The following is an 18,220-nucleotide window of genomic DNA, read 5'->3' on the forward strand; positions in this document are numbered from 1 at the left end:
CGAGAGAAGGAGCAATAACATGAAGAAAAAAGTTTACATCGTTTCCCATTCCCACTGGGATCGTGAATGGTACATGCCGTATGAGCAGCATCATATGCGCTTAGTCGAATTGATGGATGATGTCTTAGAGCTAATCGAAACAGATCCAGCATTCAATAGTTTTCATCTTGATGGACAGACCATTATATTGGACGATTATTTACAAGTTCGTCCAGAACGCAAAGAGGATGTTCAACGAGCGATTACTGCTGGAAAACTAAAAATAGGACCATTTTACATTTTACAAGATGATTTCTTGATCAGCTCTGAATCAAATGTCCGGAATATGCTGATCGGTAAAAAGGAAAGTGAAAAATGGGGAGCTCCAGTGAATCTAGGCTATTTCCCTGACACATTCGGTAATATGGGACAGACCCCGCAAATGATGAAACAGGCTGGGTTAGAAACAGCCGCTTTTGGTCGAGGTGTCAAACCGGTGGGCTTCAATAATGAGGTGCTGGATGATGAAAATTACACCTCTCAGTATTCTGAAATGTGGTGGCAAGGACCAGACGGAACGAATATTTTAGGACTCCTGTTTGCAAACTGGTACAGCAACGGCAATGAAATTCCAGCAACTAAAGAAGAAGCAGTAACTTTTTGGACACAAAAATTAGCGGAAGCTGAAAAATTTGCTTCAACAAACCATTTATTGATGATGAATGGTGTGGATCATCAACCTGTTCAAAAAGATGTGACTAAAGCGATTGCGTTGGCGAATGAATTATTCCCGGAATATGAATTTGTTCATTCTAATTTTGATGAATATCTACAAGCTGTTCGTCAGGATCTTCCAGAACATGTTGGAACCGTTCATGGGGAATTGACAAGTCAAGAAACTGATGGCTGGTTTACCTTAGCCAATACCGCATCTGCCAGAGTGTACTTGAAACAATGGAATACAAAAGTAGAGAGACAGTTAGAGAATGTTACTGAGCCCTTGGCGGCTATGGCGTATGATCTAACAGGCAGCTACCCACATGACCAGCTGGATTATGCCTGGAAATTATTATTGCAAAATCATCCTCACGATAGTATTTGCGGGTGTTCAGCAGATGAGGTTCACCGAGAAATGATCACAAGGTTTGAAAAAGCGGATGAAGTCGGCAACTACTTGGCGAATGAATTGTTAGAACAGCTTGTAAGTGAAGTGCAAACAGATGGATTTCCGGAAAACAGTTACCCTTTTGTTGTTTTTAATACATCTGGTTATGTAAAATCAGATATCGTCAATGTAAGAATCGAGCTTGAAAGAAAGCCATTTAAAGAAGGCGTTCCTCATGAACTATGGCAGGAATTAAATGAAAGCGAGACACCAAATTTTGAGGTGATCGATGGACAAGGTAAAAAAATCCCCGCAAGCATTTCTGCGCCAGAAGTTTGCTTTGGATATGACTTGCCGAAAGATCGTTTTAGAGTTCCATACATGGCAAAATATGTTGAAGTAAAAATGCTGCTCTCTGATTTGCCAGCATTTTCATGGGAAACATTTGCGTTGCAAGAAATACAGGAACAGCCTCAACTGGCTGCTTCGATGGTCAAAAGCGAAACGCCTGTAGTTTTGGAAAATGATCTTTTAGAGGTGAAATTCAATGAGAATGGTACAATAAACGTTCAGGATCGAGCGACTGGAAAAACCTATCATGAGTTGCTTACTTTTGAAGATACTGGAGATATCGGTAATGAGTATATCTTTAAACAGCCGGAAGGAACAACACCGATTCTATCGAATGAACTCTCAGCAGAAATTGCAGTCGTAAAAGACGAATCATTTATCGCACAAGTGAAAATCGTTCAGCAGATGATGATCCCAGAAGCGGCAGAAGAATTGCTCTTACAAGAACAAAGAGCAGTAGTCGATTTCCGTTATCGAAAAGCGAAGCGCTCAACGAAGCTGAAATCACTCATGATCACAACACTTGTAACGATGACGAAAGATTCTTCTCGTTTAGCCTTTGAAACAACGATCGATAATCAAATGGATGATCATCGTTTACGTGTACTATTTCCAACAGAGATCGAAGCTGAGACGCATGAAGCCGATAGTATTTATGAGGTGGTTACAAGACCGAACCAAGTAAGTAAGAGCTGGGAAAATCCGACCAATCCACAGCATCAACATGCATTCGTCAATATTCATGATGAAATGCGGGGAATGACTGTCTCAAATTATGGATTAAATGAATATGAAGTTTTGACGGAAAAAAATACGATCGCATTGACGTTAGTAAGAGCTGTCGGCGAAATGGGGGATTGGGGCTATTTCCCAACACCAGAGGCGCAATGTCACGGAGAGTTTGCGTTCCAATATGGATTGGATTTTCACGGTGCAGCTTCTGATCGCTACGAAACCTATCAGCGGGCGTATAGTGCACAAATTCCATTTAGTTTGAAGCAGACGACTCGTCATTCAGGTCAATTAAACGCTGAAGATCAGTATGTAACGGTAGCAGGCTCGACATTTGCTGTTACAGCGGTCAAAAATAGTGAAGACGATCAGTACTTAGTAGTTCGCGGCTTCAATATGAGTGATCAAGCGGCAGAAGTGCAAGTAAAAAAACAGACGAATACAGTAGAGAAGCTGAATTTACTTGAAGAAAAGCAATCAGAATCGTTAGGTGAAGAGTTAAGTCCATATGAAATTCGAACGATCGGGTTTCGTAGATGAGAAAAGGAGAGGAAAACATGAGCTATTATGGATCGATCGAAGCAGGTGGAACAAAATTTGTTTGCGCTGTAGCGGATGAGGAGTTATTGATTATTGAACGGATCAGTATACCAACAACGTTACCGGAAGAAACGTTGGCTCAAGTCTTTGATTTTTTTGATCGATATGAACTTAAGGGATTAGGTGTTGGCTCATTCGGTCCGATCGATGTCAATGAACAATCTGAAACCTATGGGTATATCACGTCAACGCCTAAAAATGGCTGGAGAAACATCGATCTTTTAGGTTTATTGAAGGCGCGATATGCTCTGCCGATTGCTTGGACGACAGATGTCAATGCCGCGGCTTATGGGGAGATGCATTTAGGGGCTGGGCGAAATACTCAAAACTGTCTTTATTTGACTGTGGGAACCGGTGTTGGCGGCGGTGCTGTAGTTCAAGGATCTATTTTACATGGGTTCAGTCATCCTGAGATGGGACATATCTCAGTAACAAGGCATCCAGAGGATTCTTTTGAAAGTACTTGTCCTTATCATGACCATTGCCTTGAAGGCTTGGCAGCAGGTCCAGCAGTCGAAAAAAGAACAGGAGTCAAAGGCCAGTTAGTAGCAGCGGATCATGCGGTTTGGGAACTTGAAGCTTTTTATCTTGCCCAAGCATTGATGAACTATACATTGATCTTATCGCCAGAAAAAATTATTTTAGGTGGTGGGGTCATGAAGCAAACACATCTTTTAGAGAAAATCCGCCAATCATTGGAAGAGCAGCTAGGTGATTATGTCTCATTGCCCGATGATTATATTGTCGGCTGTGGATTAGGAGATAATAGCGGAACGATCGGTTGTCTGCTTTTAGCTAAAGAGGGTGCGTAAAGATGGACTTAGAGTTGTCTATTTTTCTGGATGCAGCATTTTGTCTATCGAGAAAACAAATAAGTGAGCTGTATGAGCGATTGTTGGGGAAAAAGGTTCGGTTTGTTTCTGATAGCGAAGAGGCTAAGGTTGTAATGAAACGTTCTTCTGGATCATCAGCGTTGTTTTCAATTGAGTCTGTTGCACCACTATTGCTTAGTGCTGATAATGAGAACGGAGCATTTCAAGGTCTGATGTACGTAGCAAGATCGCTTAGATTGGGAAAAGAATGTGAATGCGGGTCAAAAATACCAAAGATATCCGAGCGCATCATTATGCTGGATATCGGCAGGAAGTATTTTACCCCGAACTTTTTAAGGCGGCTGTTGGAAGAAATGGCATTGTTTGGCTTTAATTATCTGCAGCTGCATTTTTCTGAGGATACAGGTTTGGGGATCGAATCAAAAAAATATCCTGAACTCAATTCAAAAAAGACTTTGTCGCAAAAAGAAGTGCGCAAGTTGATAGAGGATGCCGCTGAATTATCGATCGAAATTATTCCAGACTTAGATACACCGGGACATATGACACATATACTCAAGGAGCATCCAGGATGGCAATTAAAAGAGCTGACGTCACAGGGGATATCTTCTGTTTCGTCAGTGATGGATGTGACGAATGAGGCAGCCATAGCTTTTACCTTTTCGCTTTATCAGGAATATATAGCGCTTTTTACTGGCTGTCGCTACTTTCATATTGGGGCAGATGAATTTGCTGATTTTGATCATTTCGAATGTTATCCAGCTTTGGCTGATCGGGGACAAGAGGAATTCGAAGGGTATGTCAATTCGGTTGCAGCGCTTGTCAGACAAGCCGGTTTTATTCCGAGAGTTTGGAATGATGCTTTCTTTAGAAAAAATAGGACAAGTACATTAAGCAAAGAGCTGGAAATTACGTATTGGACAAGATGGCAAAAGGAAATGGCACCCGTTCAGACGTTTCTAGATGAAGGCTACTCCGTCATCAACTTTAATGACAATTATCTCTATTATGTGCTAGGAGAAAATGCTGGTTATTCTTATCCAACAGCACAAAAAATCAAGGAGGAATGGCAGCCTGATCTATTTGCATCTGAACAAAAAGTCAAGACGGAACATCAAGAACAGATCAAAGGAGCTGCATTAGCGATCTGGTGTGATAAGCCGGAAGCGAAAGAGGAAGAAACGATTTTTTTAGAGGTAGTCCAATTGATGGCTGCCTTTTCAGAACATTTTTATCAATAAGGGGAATATGAAAGGAGAGCGGGACAAAACTAAAACCAGTTTTGTTCCGCTCTTTAAACGAGAATAAACGACGAGAGGAAAGCAGATCTTGGATCAGAATACTATTGTTTCGGCCTCCTTTAAGGATAAATAAGCGTTGGAAAAGAAAGTAACCTCTCTTTATTGTTGTTATACAGAATGCTCATTAGCAAAAGTATGACCTATAGTTTTTAAACGAAAACCTATAATTTTTCTATTTATAAATCAAATAGAAAGCGCTAACATTTTGTAGAAGAATGAATGGTGCTGCATTTAGGCGAATAATGAAGGAGGTTCATTCAGTGAAAAGAAAAAAATGGAAACAGTTGTTTTATTGCTCGATACTTACATTGGGGGCAGCAGTCGGATCTATCGGATTCAACTTGCCGGCTCATGCAGAGTCAGTTGGAAATAGTGGGATACCAATCAACGAGCATTCTCCCCAAGCAACAGCCTTATTTCCGGAAACATTACTAAAGTGGAGCGCTAAAACAGACCCCGATGCGCCTTTCAATGTATCGAAAGTTCCTTTAGCATCCCGCGTAAAAGGAAAGAAAATGAATGAGGATCAAAGTACAGACGCGAAAGTTTTATCGATTGCGATCGTCAATCGACACACAAAGGGAACGCCGGCGCAAGGGGATGCGGATAAAGCTGTTTATAACTTTACGAACTGGCAATATGTAGATACTTTGGTTGCTTGGGCTGGTTCTTCTGGTGAAGGGATCATTGTACCGCCAAGTGGTGATGTGACAGATTCAGCTCATCGAAATGGCGTGCCGGTGATCGGGACAGTCTTTTTCCCGCCGGAAGCTTACGGTGGAAAAAGTGAATGGGTAGAGCAATTCGTGCAAAAAGATTCTAAAGGCCGCTTTCCAATGGCAGATAAGCTGTTAGAAATGTCAGCAGCGTACGGCTTTGATGGTTGGTTTATCAATCAGGAAACAAATGTCGATGCACAAACGGCTAGTCAGATGAAAGAATGTTTAAGCTATTTACAGGCTAAAAAACCTAAAAATCAACAGGTTATTTGGTACGATTCGATGATTCCAAGCGGCAATGTCGTGTGGCAAGGCGCGTTGAATGAAACGAATCAAGGCTATTTCCAAGAAGGGAAAAAACGTGTTTCTGATAATATGTTTATTGATTTTCGCTGGCGTGAACTAGCTTCTTCTAAGGAAAAAGCACTTCAGCTGAAACGTGATCCCTACGATTTGTTTGCTGGAATCGATGTGCAGGCAAATGGCGTAAACACAGGCAGAAAACCAAGCAGTATTTTAGATACCGATGGAAAACCAATTGTTTCTTTAGGCCTTTACTGTCCTGACTGGACACTGAGAGATGGTGGACAATACGATATCGAACGCTACTGGAAAAACGAACAGCTGCTTTGGATCAATCCCCAAGGTGATCCCAGAGCCGTTACTAGTGGTAAAAATGAATGGCAAGGAGTTTCTCGGTATTATGTCGAGAAATCGCCAGTTACACAATTTCCATTCTTGACGAATTTTAATGTAGGAAATGGGGATGCATTTTATTTAAACGGTACAAAGGTCAAAGAAGGAACCTTTAATAACCGCAGTATTCAAGATGTCATGCCGACCTACCGCTGGGTCATCGATAATGAAGCAGGTAATCACTTGAGTGCGGATATTAGTTATGAAGATGCCTATAATGGCGGTTCTTCGATCAAATTATCCGGTCAAATGACTGAGAATCAAGCAACTCGTATCAATTTATACGCAGCACAAGTCAAACCTTCAGCTTCTGATACGGTGAGTGTTGTGACGAAAGGTGCAGACGAAACAGGACTCGTATTGGAAATAAAAGGAAAAGAAACCCCAACTGTACTGAATGGTGAGCAGAAAAATCTAGAAAACGGCTGGCTTCAAACGACATATTCACTAAAATCAGTTGCAGGTAAGACGATCACATCGATCGGCTTGGACTTGAAAAATACCAATACGGCATCAGCAGAAATTTATTTAGGTCAACTCAGATTAGGAAAAGAAAAAACAACACCTGTCAGCAAAATAGAGAAGGTAGTTTTTCCAGGAAAAAGTATCGTTGATGACCTAACTGAAAACGTCAATATCAGCTGGCAAACGAAAGGAAAGAATACTGCGTCCTATCGAATATATCGTGAAGTTGAAGGCCAGCTACAATTTGAAGGAGAGACAGCGAATACGTCTTATACGCTGTTAAATCAGGAACGTATATCAGAAATATCTGTTTATCAGGTCGTTCCAGTTGATTTTTATGGTCGGGAAGACCGTAAGAGATCAGCTTCAGCGGTCTACACATTTGAAGCACTGAAAAAACCTGAAATCGCGATCAACGCAAGTAAAACGTTAGTTGCTGTCGGTGAACCAGTAACATTATCAGCTGCAGTCTCTAAATCGACAGAAACAGTAAATTGGGAAATATCTGGCAGTGATCTTGAGATGATCTCTGGGCAAGAAGCGACGGTAGCATTTGCGAAAGCAGGAAGCTATACAGTCAAAGCGACAGCATTCAATTCAGCAGGTGAGACGGAAGTCGTTATTGAAGATTATATTTATGTTTATGACAAAGGAAGCGGCATCACAAGTGAAAATCTTTCGATCTTACCAACGACAAGTGCAACAGAAGGATCTGGTTACACCAATGAACGTGAAAGTTACCGCTATGCTTTAGATGGCGACCTAAGCACGAAATGGTGTGATAATAGCAGTGACGAACCATGGATGATCGCTGATTTAGGCGCAGTCAAAACAATTGCCGGATTTGAGTTGTCTCATGCGGGAGCTGGTGGAGAAAGTTCGGAATGGAATACAAAAGACTATGATATCCTGATCAGTAATGATAAACAAACATGGACATCAGTTGTTCAAATGCGTGGAAACCGAGCTGACGTAAGTAAAGATGCGATTCGTCTAGTCGAGGCCCGCTATGTCAAACTGAGTCTTGAAAAAGCTGAACAAAATGGTAAAACTGCCAGAATCTATGATTGGCAAATCATCGGAGTGAACCAAACAGGGATCGTACAAACGAATTAAATCAACTAAAAAACACGGCGGAATCCTTGACTCCACCGTGTTTTTCAGTTGATCAGTTCAAAGTAGTCAGTTGATAATCGCTCATGAAGCAGTTGTTTTTCTGCTTCTGGAAGAAAAGCACCAGTGACAGCGTTATGGTTCAGCTGTTCCATATCATTGTAAGTAATGCCATACCATTCATGCAGTTTCATAAATTCGTCAGTTAATGTGGTGGCAGAAACGGTGCGATTATCGGTATTGATGCAAACATTGATACCAGCATCTAAAAACTGCTGAAATGGATAATCGTCTAAAGAAGTCACTGTTTTCGTTTGAAAATTACTCGTTGGGCACATTTCGATCAATGTTCCTTGTTCTTGAAGCAGTGCAAAGTATTCGGGTGTATCTTTTACTGCGATGCCATGACCAATTCGTTTGGCACCCAGATAGACAGCATCTGCTACATTTTTTCCGCAGCCGCATTCACCTGCGTGGAGAGTCAGAGGGATGTTTGATCGTTCAACAAGTCTTAGCGTTTCTTCAAAAACATAGGGTGGAAAATCGATTTCATTGCCGGCAAGGTCGAAACCTGCAACACCAGAACGTTTATACTCTTCTGCTAAAAGAACGATCTGTTCGATTTCATCCAGCTCTTCATGCCGCATGCCGCACAACAACGCATTGCTTTTCACGCCGAATTGTTCTTGTCCTTGATTCAAACCTGCTAACACAGCGGTTACGATTTGGGCTAAAGAAAGGCCTTTTTCTGTATGCAAAGAGGGGGCGAAACGCACTTCGATATACTGAATATTCTCCTCAGACGCTTGGTTGATTAAATCAAAAGCTGCTTGCTGTAAGGCATTTTCTGTCTGAAGACAACTTAATACAAGGTCAAAGCGCTGCAAGTACTCATTTAAATCCTGGCAATCTTCTGGTGCAACTAGAAGTTCTTTGAGCTCGTTTTCAGATGCTGGTAGTGAAATTCCTTGCTGTGCTGCGATTTTTTGTAAGGTAGCTGGTCTGATCGAACCGTCTAAATGGCAATGCAATTCTATTTTAGGTAAATTTTTGACAAGTGCGCGCTTCACATGATCATCCTTTCATAACTATTGCTCCAATAAGTATTTTGAAGACTTTAACATGCTCAATGAGCTATGTCAAGATAAGAAAAAAAGATTTTTACTAAGAAATAAAAGAGAACTTATATCTAAGAGAAAATAAAAGAAATCCGCACATACAGCCATTTGAAATACCATGATTTGAATAAAAGAAAAGAAGAGGAGCGATGAGCTCAAGAGTTAATTTTATTGTTTGAACTATTCTATTGCTGAAATTTCTGATACACTGAACTCATTCAGTAAGTTTTTTTGAGAACGTTGACATGGTTGGTAGGCATGTGACTAAAGGGAGAATGAATAATGAAGTTGACCATTAAGGAAATTGCGGATATGGCAGGCGTTTCAGTGACCACTGTTTCTCAGATCATCAATAATAAAGGTAGCCGATTCAGTGAACAAACGAGAAAGAAAGTATTAGAAGTTGTGGAAGAGTATGATTATAAGCCGGATTATTTTGCTTCGAATATCATTACTCGCCACTCAAAGACGATCGGTATGGTAGTGCCGGATGTCACTGATTTTTTCTTTGCAAAAGTGATCGAAGGTGTGGAGACCTATCTTAATTCTCTGGGATACATGATTTTATTATGCAATTCCAAACATGATGAAGATAAGGCAACGCAATATGTGACAGAACTTGTCCATCGTTCTGTTGATGGCATCATTTTTGCAACACCTAATTTATTGCCGGCAAACCATATTTTACGAAACAAAAGCAAACGCAAGGTTCCCGTAATATTAGTCGACCGTGGAATCAATCCTAGAGAAAGCGGACGTTTGATCGTGAAAGAATATGAGGGCGCTTACCAAGCGGTTTCTTCTTTGATCAAACAAGGTCATAGACATATCGGGATGTTGAAGGAAAATGACGGGTATTATCAGTTGACAGAGAGGATCACGGCGTATCAGCATGCACTAAAAGACCATGGAATTCCGCTGAGAGATGAATACATGGCGAATGGAGACCTGAATTTAGGTGGAGGTTATGAAGCGGCGAAAAAAGTGTTGAAAAATGAAAAAATCACAGCGATTTTTTGCGGGAATGACGAGATGGCGATGGGCGCATATCAAGCGATTGAAGAATGCGGAAAAAAAATCCCGGAAGATATCTCAGTAATTGGTTTTGATGGCTTGGAAATTTCTGAATATTTAGTTCCTGGATTGACGACGGTTTATCAACCAAGCTTTGATATTGGTTTTTATGCCGCTCAGTTTTTGGTGGAGTCGATCGACCATCCCGAGAAAAAAATTCCGAACAAAACTTTTGAAACAACATTTATTTTAAGAAATAGTACGAAATCGATTGACAAGTCGGTTGATTTGATTTAATGTTCGTGTTATAAGCGTTTTCAAAAGAATGGAAGCGTTAGTAAACTGTTTTACTAAAAGGTTTTAACCTGAATAAATTTAGTGTATAATACATCCTTGGGGATTAGTTCGGAGGAAAAAAATCATGAGAATGGTCGATTTGATCGAAAAAAAACGTGATGGACACGTACTGACAGAAGAAGAAATCCAATTTATTGTTTCTGGATATACAAGTGGTGATATTCCGGATTATCAAATGAGTGCACTTTTGATGGCTATTTTTTACAAAGATATGACGGATGAAGAGATCACGACTTTGACACTTGCGATGGCAAATTCAGGTGAAATGATCGATTTATCATCTATCCAAGGAATCAAAGTGGACAAGCACTCTACTGGCGGCGTAGGCGATACGACAACGTTGATCTTAGCACCTTTGGTAGCAAGTGTAGGTGTCAGTGTAGCAAAAATGTCTGGACGAGGACTTGGTTATACTGGAGGAACGATCGATAAATTAGAAGCAATTCCAGGTTTTCATGTGGAGTTACCAGATGAAGATTTTATTCGCTTAGTCAATGAAAGCCATGTAGCAGTCATAGGACAATCAGGAGATCTGGCACCCGCAGATAAAAAATTATATGCGTTGCGTGATGTGACAGCGACTGTTGATTCGATCCCATTGATCGCGAGCTCGATCATGAGTAAGAAAATCGCAGCGGGAGCAGATGCGATTGTTTTAGATGTAACAACTGGTGAAGGTGCCTTCATGAAAAATATCGATCAAGCCCGCCGTTTAGCGAAAACAATGGTACGTATCGGTCATCTTGCGAATCGTCAAACGATGGCGGTCATCTCAGATATGTCTCAGCCTTTAGGTGAAGCCATCGGCAATAGCCTTGAAGTAGTCGAAGCAATCGAAACATTGCAAGGAAATGGCCCGGAAGACTTGCTGGAAATGTGCTACATCTTAGGAAGTCAAATGGTTGTGCTGGCGAAAAAAGCAGAGACTTTGGACGAAGCGCGCGCAATGCTGAAAGAAGCATTGGAATCAGGAAAGGCACTGGCTAAATTCTGTGAAATGATCAAAAATCAAGGCGGCGACGCTAGTGTGATCGATCATCCTGAAAGTCTGTTGACTGCTCAGTATGAAATCGAACTGCCGGCAAAAGCAAGCGGAACAGTTCAAAAAATCGTAGCTAATGAAATTGGAATTGCTGCAATGCTCTTAGGTGCAGGTCGGGCAACAAAAGAAGATTCGATCGATCATGCAGTAGGGATCAAACTCCATAAAAAAGTTGGGATGCCTGTTACAGAAGGCGAAGCGCTGCTTACGATTTACGCCAATACTGAATCGATCGATCATGTGAAAGAACTTTTATATAAAAATATCGAAATTGGCAGTTCTGGTACTGAACCTGAGCTGATCCATGATATAATAACAGCATAAAGGATGTGTATAAAAATAATGGAATTAAATCAAATGATTGACCACACTATTTTAAAAGCAGATGCGACAGAGGAGGCAGTTCTGCAAATCATTGAAGAAGCGAAAAAGTATGAATTTTTCTCTGTATGTATCAACCCAAGCTGGGTCGCTTTTGCTAAGGAACGTTTAGCTGGAACCTCTGTAGATGTTTGTACAGTGATCGGCTTTCCTTTAGGAGCGAACACTTCAGAAGTAAAAGCGTATGAAGCGGCAGATGCCATCAATAACGGCGCAACAGAAGTCGACATGGTGATCAATATCGGTGCCTTGAAATCAAAACAATACAAAAAAGTATTGAAAGATATCCAAGCAGTCGTAGATGCAGCCAAAGATAAGGCTTTAGTGAAAGTGATCATCGAGACAGCATTACTAACAGATGAAGAAAAAGTCAAAGCATGTGAATTAGCAAAAGAAGCGGGCGCTGATTTCGTTAAAACATCGACAGGCTTTTCAACAGGTGGAGCGACTGTAGCGGATGTTAAATTGATGCGTGAAACAGTTGGACCAGACATGGGGGTCAAAGCTTCCGGCGGTATCCATAATGAAGCAGAAGCTACTGCAATGATCGAAGCTGGTGCAACACGCATTGGGACAAGTGCCGGTGTAGCGATCATGGAAGGTGCAACTGGAGCAGGCTATTAATCTAAAGAAGAAAGTGGCGGACAAATGACAGCAAAAAAAGAGTGGTTGGCGATCGCTGATGAGGCGCTGACAAAAGCATATGTACCCTATTCACACTTTCCGGTAGGTGCGTGCTTAGTAACTGAAGCAGGTCAAACCTATCAAGGCGTTAATATCGAAAATGCGTCGTATGGCTTGACTAACTGTGCAGAACGAACAGCAATCTTTAAAGCCGTTTCAGAAGGCGAGCGTGATTTCCAACATTTAGTGATTGCTGGAAATACTCCGGAACCAATTTCTCCATGCGGAGCGTGTCGTCAAGTCATGGCTGAATTTTGTGCGCCTGATATGCCAGTGACGCTAGTTGGTGAACACGGGGTAACAAAAGAAACAACAGTTTCTGAGCTGTTGCCTTATGCATTTACTGAAAAAGATCTATAAGATCTAGCTACATGAACCAAACCTCTCAACAAATAGATAAAATGCTAGCAAGATAAAAAACATCTTTCTATCATTTTCCTAATTTGTTCGAGGTCTAAGCGGATCATTTCGCTTTTCGTGAGATCTAGCTACATGAACCAAACCTCTCAACAAATAGACAAAATGCTAGCAAGATAAAAAATATCTTTCTAACATTTTCCTAATTTGTTTGAGGTCTAAGCGGATCATGCAACACAAAGAACGTAGTGATTTGAAGTTGAAAAGTACAAGACGAACAAAGAGAGAGTTGTTACATTATTATCTTGTTTCATTCAGTCATTCGGCTGTTGAAAATATAAAACTATTATTAGGGGGCTTTACAGAAATGAAAAAAGCGAAATTATTTGGTTTTGGCTTGACTGCACTAGCATTAACAGTGGCATTAGCAGCTTGTGGCGGCGGTAAAAAAGATGGAACAGATTCAACAGGCGGAAATTCTGCAGGCGGCGACGCAGATCACAGCGTAGTGATCGTAACAGATATCGGTGGTGTAGATGACCGTTCATTCAACCAATCAGCTTGGGAAGGATTACAAGCTTGGGGGAAAGAACATGACCTTAAAAAAGGAGCAGACGGTTTTGATTACATCCAGTCAAACGACGCTTCTGAATACGTAACAAATATCGATACAGCTGTTTCTAATGGATTTAAAACAGTCTTTGGGATCGGTTACTTATTAGCTGATTCTATCAGTACAGCAGCAGATGCAAACCCAGATACACAATTCGGTATCATTGATAGTGTCATTGAAGGCAAAGACAATGTCGTTTCTGCAACATTTAAAGACCAAGAGGCTTCTTATTTAGCTGGTGTAGCAGCTGCTCATACAACCAAAACAAACACTGTAGGTTTCATCGGTGGTGAAGAAGGCGCGGTTATCGACCGTTTTGAAGCTGGTTTCCATCAAGGTGTTATCGATACAGCGAAAGAATTAAACAAAGATATCAAGGTTGAGATCGAATATGCTGCTTCATTTGGTGATCCTGCTAAAGGAAAAGCATTAGCAGCTTCTATGTACCAAAAAGGCGCTGACATCATCTTCCATGCTTCAGGCGGTACAGGCCAAGGTGTCTTCCAAGAAGCAAAAGATTTAAATGAAACTGGTTCAAAAGATAAAGTTTGGGTTATCGGTGTAGATAGTGACCAAGACAAAGAAGGTAAATACAAAACAAAAGACGGTAAAGAAGATAACTTCACTTTGACATCAACACTTAAAGGTGTAGGTGCTGCAGTTCAAGATATTTCTAACCGTGCGTTAGAAGATAAATTCCCTGGTGGCGAACACTTAGTTTACGGTTTGAAAGACGGCGGTGTTGATTTGACAAAAGGTTACTTATCAGATGAAGCACAAAAAGCGGTCGATAAAGCAAAAGAAGAAATCATCGATGAAAAAATCACTGTTCCAGAAGTACCAAAAGATGTAAAAGAATAGAATTTTTTGCTTAGCGCTGCGTTCGTAGCAGCGCTAAGGTTTTATTAAGCCTTTAAAGAAAGAAAACGAATGATCAGACAACTCATTTTCTTTCTTTAAGAGCCTAAAAGCTACTTTAATTTTGGAAGTACCGTATCAATAGATGATGTAAGTGTAAGTGATTAAATCGTTAGGAAGTGAAAAATGTGGCTCAGGAAAACTATGTAATTGAGATGCGCAATATCACTAAGCAATTCGGAACGTTTAAGGCCAATGATAATATCAACTTAACTGTTCGGCCAGGAGAAATTCACGCATTGCTTGGAGAAAATGGTGCAGGCAAATCGACCTTGATGAATATTTTATCAGGTTTGTTAGAACCAACCTCAGGTGAAATATTTATGAATGGTTCAAAAGTAACGATCAATGGACCGACGGCAGCAAATCGCTTGGGAATCGGAATGGTTCATCAACACTTTATGTTGGTAGATGCTTTTACAGTAACTGAAAATATTGTGCTCGGAAGTGAGCCGACAAATGCGGGGATATTAGACCGTAAAAAAGCAACAGCAGAAATCAAACGTGTTTCTGAACAGTATGGTTTGTCCGTAGATCCAGGAGCATATATTCGAGACATCTCTGTTGGTGCGCAGCAGCGTGTAGAAATTTTGAAAACGTTGTATCGTGGAGCAGATGTATTGATTTTTGATGAACCGACCGCTGTTTTGACGCCTCAAGAAATCGACGAACTGATCGAGATCATGCAGGGATTAGTTCAAGAAGGTAAATCAATTATCTTGATCACGCATAAGTTAGATGAAATCAAAAAAGTAGCAGATCGTTGTACGGTTATTCGCCGTGGACAAAGTATCGATACAGTCAATGTGAAGGATGTTTCTTCCCAACAGCTGGCAGATATGATGGTGGGACGTTCTGTTTCGTTTAAAACAGAAAAGAAACCGGCAGAACCAAAAGAAGTCGTTCTTTCGATCAAAGATTTGGTAGTAAAAGAAAGTCGCGGATTGGATGCTGTTAAAGGTCTTAGCTTAGATGTACGTGCTGGCGAAGTCGTTGGGATTGCGGGAATCGATGGTAATGGTCAAACGGAATTGATCCAAGCGCTGACTGGCTTACGCAAGGCAGAAAGTGGTTCAGTCGAACTTAAAGGTGAAACGATCACGAATAAAAATCCTCGTACAATCACCGAAGCAGGAGTGGGCCATGTGCCGGAAGATCGCCATAAATATGGCTTGATTTTAGATATGACACTGGCTGAAAATATCGCATTGCAAACCTACTATAAAAAACCATTAAGCAACAATGGTGTTTTGAATTATAATCAAATCAATTCCTATGCACGTCGCCTGATAGAAGAATATGATGTACGGACTGTAAATGAATTGGTACCGGCTAAAGCATTATCAGGTGGGAATCAGCAAAAAGCGATCATTGCTCGTGAGATCGATCGTGATCCAGATTTACTGATTGTTTCACAGCCAACTCGTGGTTTGGATGTGGGCGCTATCGAATACATCCATAAACGTTTGATCGAACAACGGGATAAAGATAAAGCAGTATTAGTTGTGAGTTTTGAGCTGGATGAAATTTTAAATGTTTCTGATCGGATCGCTGTTATTCATTCAGGGAAGATCGTTGGGATCGTCGATCCAAAAGAAACAAGTGAAAATGAATTAGGGCTCTTGATGGCAGGTTATTCATTAGAAGAAGCTAGAGCCGAATTGAATCAAAAGGCAGGTGAGGCAGTTGAATAATCGATCAGAAAAAATACGGAATATTTTAGTGCCTATATTATCGGTACTGATGGGCTTTATACTTGGTGCAATTATTATGCTTATTTCTGGTCAAGATCCAATTGCTGGATATCAAGCGATGCTTAAAACTGCTTTCCAAAGTCCGAAAAGTATCGGTGAAATTTTTGTGACAGCAGCACCATTGATTTTTACAGCTTTAGGATTCGCGGTGGCGAATTCTGCTGGCTTCTTTAATATCGGTCTTTCAGGGCAAGCGCTGTGCGGCTGGGTAACAAGTATCTGGGTAGCGTTGGCGATGCCGGATGCACCACGTTTTATGGTATTGCCTGTTGCTGTATTAGCAGGTGCCTTAGCGGGTGCTTTAGCAGCAGCGATTCCTGGCTTATTACGAGCTTTCTTCGGTACAAGTGAAGTAATCGTTACGATCATGTTAAACTATGTTTTCCTTTATACAAGTACACATATCGTGAATAACGTGATGTCAAAAGATTACATGAGCAACAAAGGTGTAACGAAAGTAATTGGAGAAAATGCAAGCTTACGTACAGAGTTTTTGAAAGAGATAAGTAGTGGTTCACGTTTGAATATAGGGATTTTTATGGCACTTATTTTCTTAGTCTTGATTTGGTTTTTAATGAAGAAGACGACTTTGGGGTATGAGATCCGTTCGGTAGGGTTGAATCCTTTTGCTTCAGAGTATGCAGGGATGAGCAGCAAACGAACGATCGTGATGTCGATGGTGATCTCAGGGACATTAGCCGGTCTTGGCGGTGTGGTTCTTGGATTAGGAACATTTGGTAACTTCTTTGTTCAAGGGTCTTCATTGAGTATTGGATTTGACGGAATGGCGATCTCTCTATTAGGAGCAGGCAGCTCAGTCGGAATATTCCTGTCCGCGCTCCTTTTCAGTGTACTGAAGCTTGGCGGTCAAGGTATGCCGTTACGTGCCGGTGTTCCGATCGAATTAGTCGATGTAGTGATCGCTGCGATCATCTTCTTTGTCGCAATCAGCTACCTTATCCGTTTTGTCTTAGCGAAAGCTTCAGGTAGTAAAAAAGAAGTAGCGATCGTTGAAGAATTAGACGGAAAATCAGACCAAACAAGTCAAGAAGGAGGAAAAATCTAATGAATATTGCATTAATCGCTGTACTAGCGCCGATTATTACACAAACGTTGGTTTATTCCACTCCTCTGGTCTTTACGGCTTTGGGCGGAACGTTCTCTGAGCGTAGTGGTATTGTAAATGTAGGTCTTGAAGGGATCATGGTCATGGGGGCCTTCAGTTCAGTCGTCTTCAACTTGACGTTCGCTGAAACCTTTGGTGCGGCAACGCCTTGGCTAGCTTGTTTAGTCGGTGGAGTAGTTGGGATGTTGTTCTCGTTGCTTCATGCAGTTGCGACGATCAATTTAAGAGCAGATCATATCATCAGCGGAACAGTAGTCAATTTAATGGCGCCTGCTTTAGGTATTTTCTTGATCAAAGTGATTTACGGAAAAGGTCAAACAGATACGATTACAGAGTCATTTGGTTATTTTTCGTTTCCGATTTTGAAAGATATTCCGATTTTAGGTGATTTATTCTTTAAACAAACCACGTTGCCTGCATTTGTGGCCATTTTAGTGGCGATCTTATCTTGGTTTGTGCTGTTCAAAACGCGTTTTGGGTTGCGTCTGCGTGCAGTAGGTGAAAATCCTCAAGCAGCAGATACACTTGGGATCAATGTTTACATGATGCGTTATTCAGGTGTACTGATTTCTGGTTTTTTAGGTGGTATCGGCGGAGCAGTTTTTGCTCAAACGATCGCTGGACGTTTTGCAGTCACAACGATTGCTGGACAAGGATTTATTTCAATGGCGGCGATGATTTTTGGTAAATGGAATCCATTAGGTGCGATGGGTGCAGCCTTATTCTTCGGTTTTGCGCAAAACATCAGTATTGCTGGTTCAAACTTACCAGTGATTTCTTCGATCCCGGCGGTTTATTTACAAGCTGCGCCGTATGTATTGACGATCATCGTACTCGTTGTTTTCTTAGGAAAAGCATCTGGACCAAAAGCAATTGGGAAAAACTACATCAAATCAAAATAGATAAATTAAGTATAAAAGGGCGGGCTATGGGAAGTTATCTTAAGTCATGCCCTTTTTATA

Annotated in this window: 13 protein-coding genes; 12 read left to right on the forward strand and 1 reads right to left on the reverse strand. The window is 41.1% G+C overall.

Features of this window, described 5'->3' with window-relative positions:
- Nucleotides 1-19: 19 nt before the first annotated feature.
- From A5889_RS11250 to A5889_RS11265, 4 genes are all read left to right on the forward strand, one after another.
- Complete coding sequence (locus A5889_RS11250) at nt 20-2,707, forward strand: alpha-mannosidase (protein WP_087641981.1); 2,688 nt, start codon at nt 20-22, stop codon at nt 2,705-2,707.
- 17 nt (nt 2,708-2,724) lie between these two features.
- Nucleotides 2,725-3,579, forward strand: a complete 855-nt coding sequence (locus A5889_RS11255) for an ROK family protein (RefSeq protein ID WP_087641982.1) — start codon at nt 2,725-2,727, stop codon at nt 3,577-3,579.
- A gap of 2 nt (nt 3,580-3,581) precedes the next feature.
- Complete coding sequence (locus A5889_RS11260; protein WP_087641983.1) at nt 3,582-4,841, forward strand: family 20 glycosylhydrolase; 1,260 nt, start codon at nt 3,582-3,584, stop codon at nt 4,839-4,841.
- A gap of 320 nt (nt 4,842-5,161) precedes the next feature.
- Nucleotides 5,162-7,897 (forward strand): endo-beta-N-acetylglucosaminidase, encoded by a 2,736-nt coding sequence (locus tag A5889_RS11265; protein WP_254909575.1) that lies wholly within the window; start codon nt 5,162-5,164, stop codon nt 7,895-7,897.
- 44 nt (nt 7,898-7,941) lie between these two features.
- Here the strand turns inward: A5889_RS11265 and add are convergent, their stop codons facing one another.
- On the reverse strand, nt 7,942-8,964 hold the full coding sequence (gene add / locus A5889_RS11270) for an adenosine deaminase (RefSeq protein ID WP_087641985.1): 1,023 nt from the start codon (nt 8,962-8,964) through the stop codon (nt 7,942-7,944).
- Between the two features lie 330 nt (nt 8,965-9,294).
- Between add and A5889_RS11275 the strand changes: the two genes are divergently transcribed.
- The 8 genes from A5889_RS11275 to A5889_RS11310 all read left to right on the forward strand — a co-directional run bounded on the left by A5889_RS11275 (nt 9,295) and on the right by A5889_RS11310 (nt 18,160).
- A complete protein-coding gene (locus tag A5889_RS11275) occupies nt 9,295-10,323 on the forward strand; it encodes a LacI family DNA-binding transcriptional regulator (protein WP_087641986.1) in 1,029 nt (342 codons plus the stop codon).
- Nucleotides 10,324-10,447: 124 nt separating this feature from the next.
- A complete protein-coding gene (locus tag A5889_RS11280) occupies nt 10,448-11,749 on the forward strand; it encodes a pyrimidine-nucleoside phosphorylase (protein ID WP_087641987.1) in 1,302 nt (433 codons plus the stop codon).
- Nucleotides 11,750-11,767: 18 nt separating this feature from the next.
- Entirely contained in the window at nt 11,768-12,430 is a 663-nt protein-coding gene (gene deoC / locus A5889_RS11285) for a deoxyribose-phosphate aldolase (protein WP_087641988.1), read from the forward strand.
- A gap of 24 nt (nt 12,431-12,454) precedes the next feature.
- Nucleotides 12,455-12,850: a cytidine deaminase gene (locus A5889_RS11290; RefSeq protein WP_087641989.1), complete on the forward strand. Its 396-nt coding sequence runs from the start codon at nt 12,455-12,457 to the stop codon at nt 12,848-12,850.
- A gap of 364 nt (nt 12,851-13,214) precedes the next feature.
- Complete coding sequence (locus A5889_RS11295; protein ID WP_087642076.1) at nt 13,215-14,321, forward strand: BMP family lipoprotein; 1,107 nt, start codon at nt 13,215-13,217, stop codon at nt 14,319-14,321.
- 185 nt (nt 14,322-14,506) lie between these two features.
- Nucleotides 14,507-16,072, forward strand: coding sequence for an ABC transporter ATP-binding protein (locus A5889_RS11300; protein WP_087641990.1), 1,566 nt, complete (start codon nt 14,507-14,509; stop codon nt 16,070-16,072).
- Nucleotides 16,065-17,198, forward strand: coding sequence for an ABC transporter permease (locus A5889_RS11305; protein ID WP_176372891.1), 1,134 nt, complete (start codon nt 16,065-16,067; stop codon nt 17,196-17,198). Before A5889_RS11300 ends, A5889_RS11305 begins: the two co-directional genes overlap by 8 nt.
- Entirely contained in the window at nt 17,198-18,160 is a 963-nt protein-coding gene (locus A5889_RS11310; RefSeq protein WP_087641992.1) for an ABC transporter permease, read from the forward strand. Before A5889_RS11305 ends, A5889_RS11310 begins: the two co-directional genes overlap by 1 nt.
- The last annotated feature ends 60 nt before the right edge of the window (nt 18,161-18,220 follow it).

It is taken from the genome of Enterococcus sp. 9D6_DIV0238 (genome assembly GCF_002174455.2).
In the GTDB taxonomy this organism is placed as follows: domain Bacteria; phylum Bacillota; class Bacilli; order Lactobacillales; family Enterococcaceae; genus Enterococcus_L; species Enterococcus_L dunnyi.

Coding starts and splice junctions, on each gene's coding strand:
- A5889_RS11310 (WP_087641992.1), top strand. CDS start 17,198: ATGAATATTGCATTAATCGCTGTACTAGCGCCGATTATTACACAAACG.
- A5889_RS11250 (WP_087641981.1), top strand. CDS start 20: ATGAAGAAAAAAGTTTACATCGTTTCCCATTCCCACTGGGATCGTGAA.
- A5889_RS11260 (WP_087641983.1), top strand. CDS start 3,582: ATGGACTTAGAGTTGTCTATTTTTCTGGATGCAGCATTTTGTCTATCG.
- A5889_RS11290 (WP_087641989.1), top strand. CDS start 12,455: ATGACAGCAAAAAAAGAGTGGTTGGCGATCGCTGATGAGGCGCTGACA.
- A5889_RS11275 (WP_087641986.1), top strand. CDS start 9,295: ATGAAGTTGACCATTAAGGAAATTGCGGATATGGCAGGCGTTTCAGTG.
- deoC (WP_087641988.1), top strand. CDS start 11,768: ATGGAATTAAATCAAATGATTGACCACACTATTTTAAAAGCAGATGCG.
- A5889_RS11295 (WP_087642076.1), top strand. CDS start 13,215: ATGAAAAAAGCGAAATTATTTGGTTTTGGCTTGACTGCACTAGCATTA.
- A5889_RS11280 (WP_087641987.1), top strand. CDS start 10,448: ATGAGAATGGTCGATTTGATCGAAAAAAAACGTGATGGACACGTACTG.
- A5889_RS11255 (WP_087641982.1), top strand. CDS start 2,725: ATGAGCTATTATGGATCGATCGAAGCAGGTGGAACAAAATTTGTTTGC.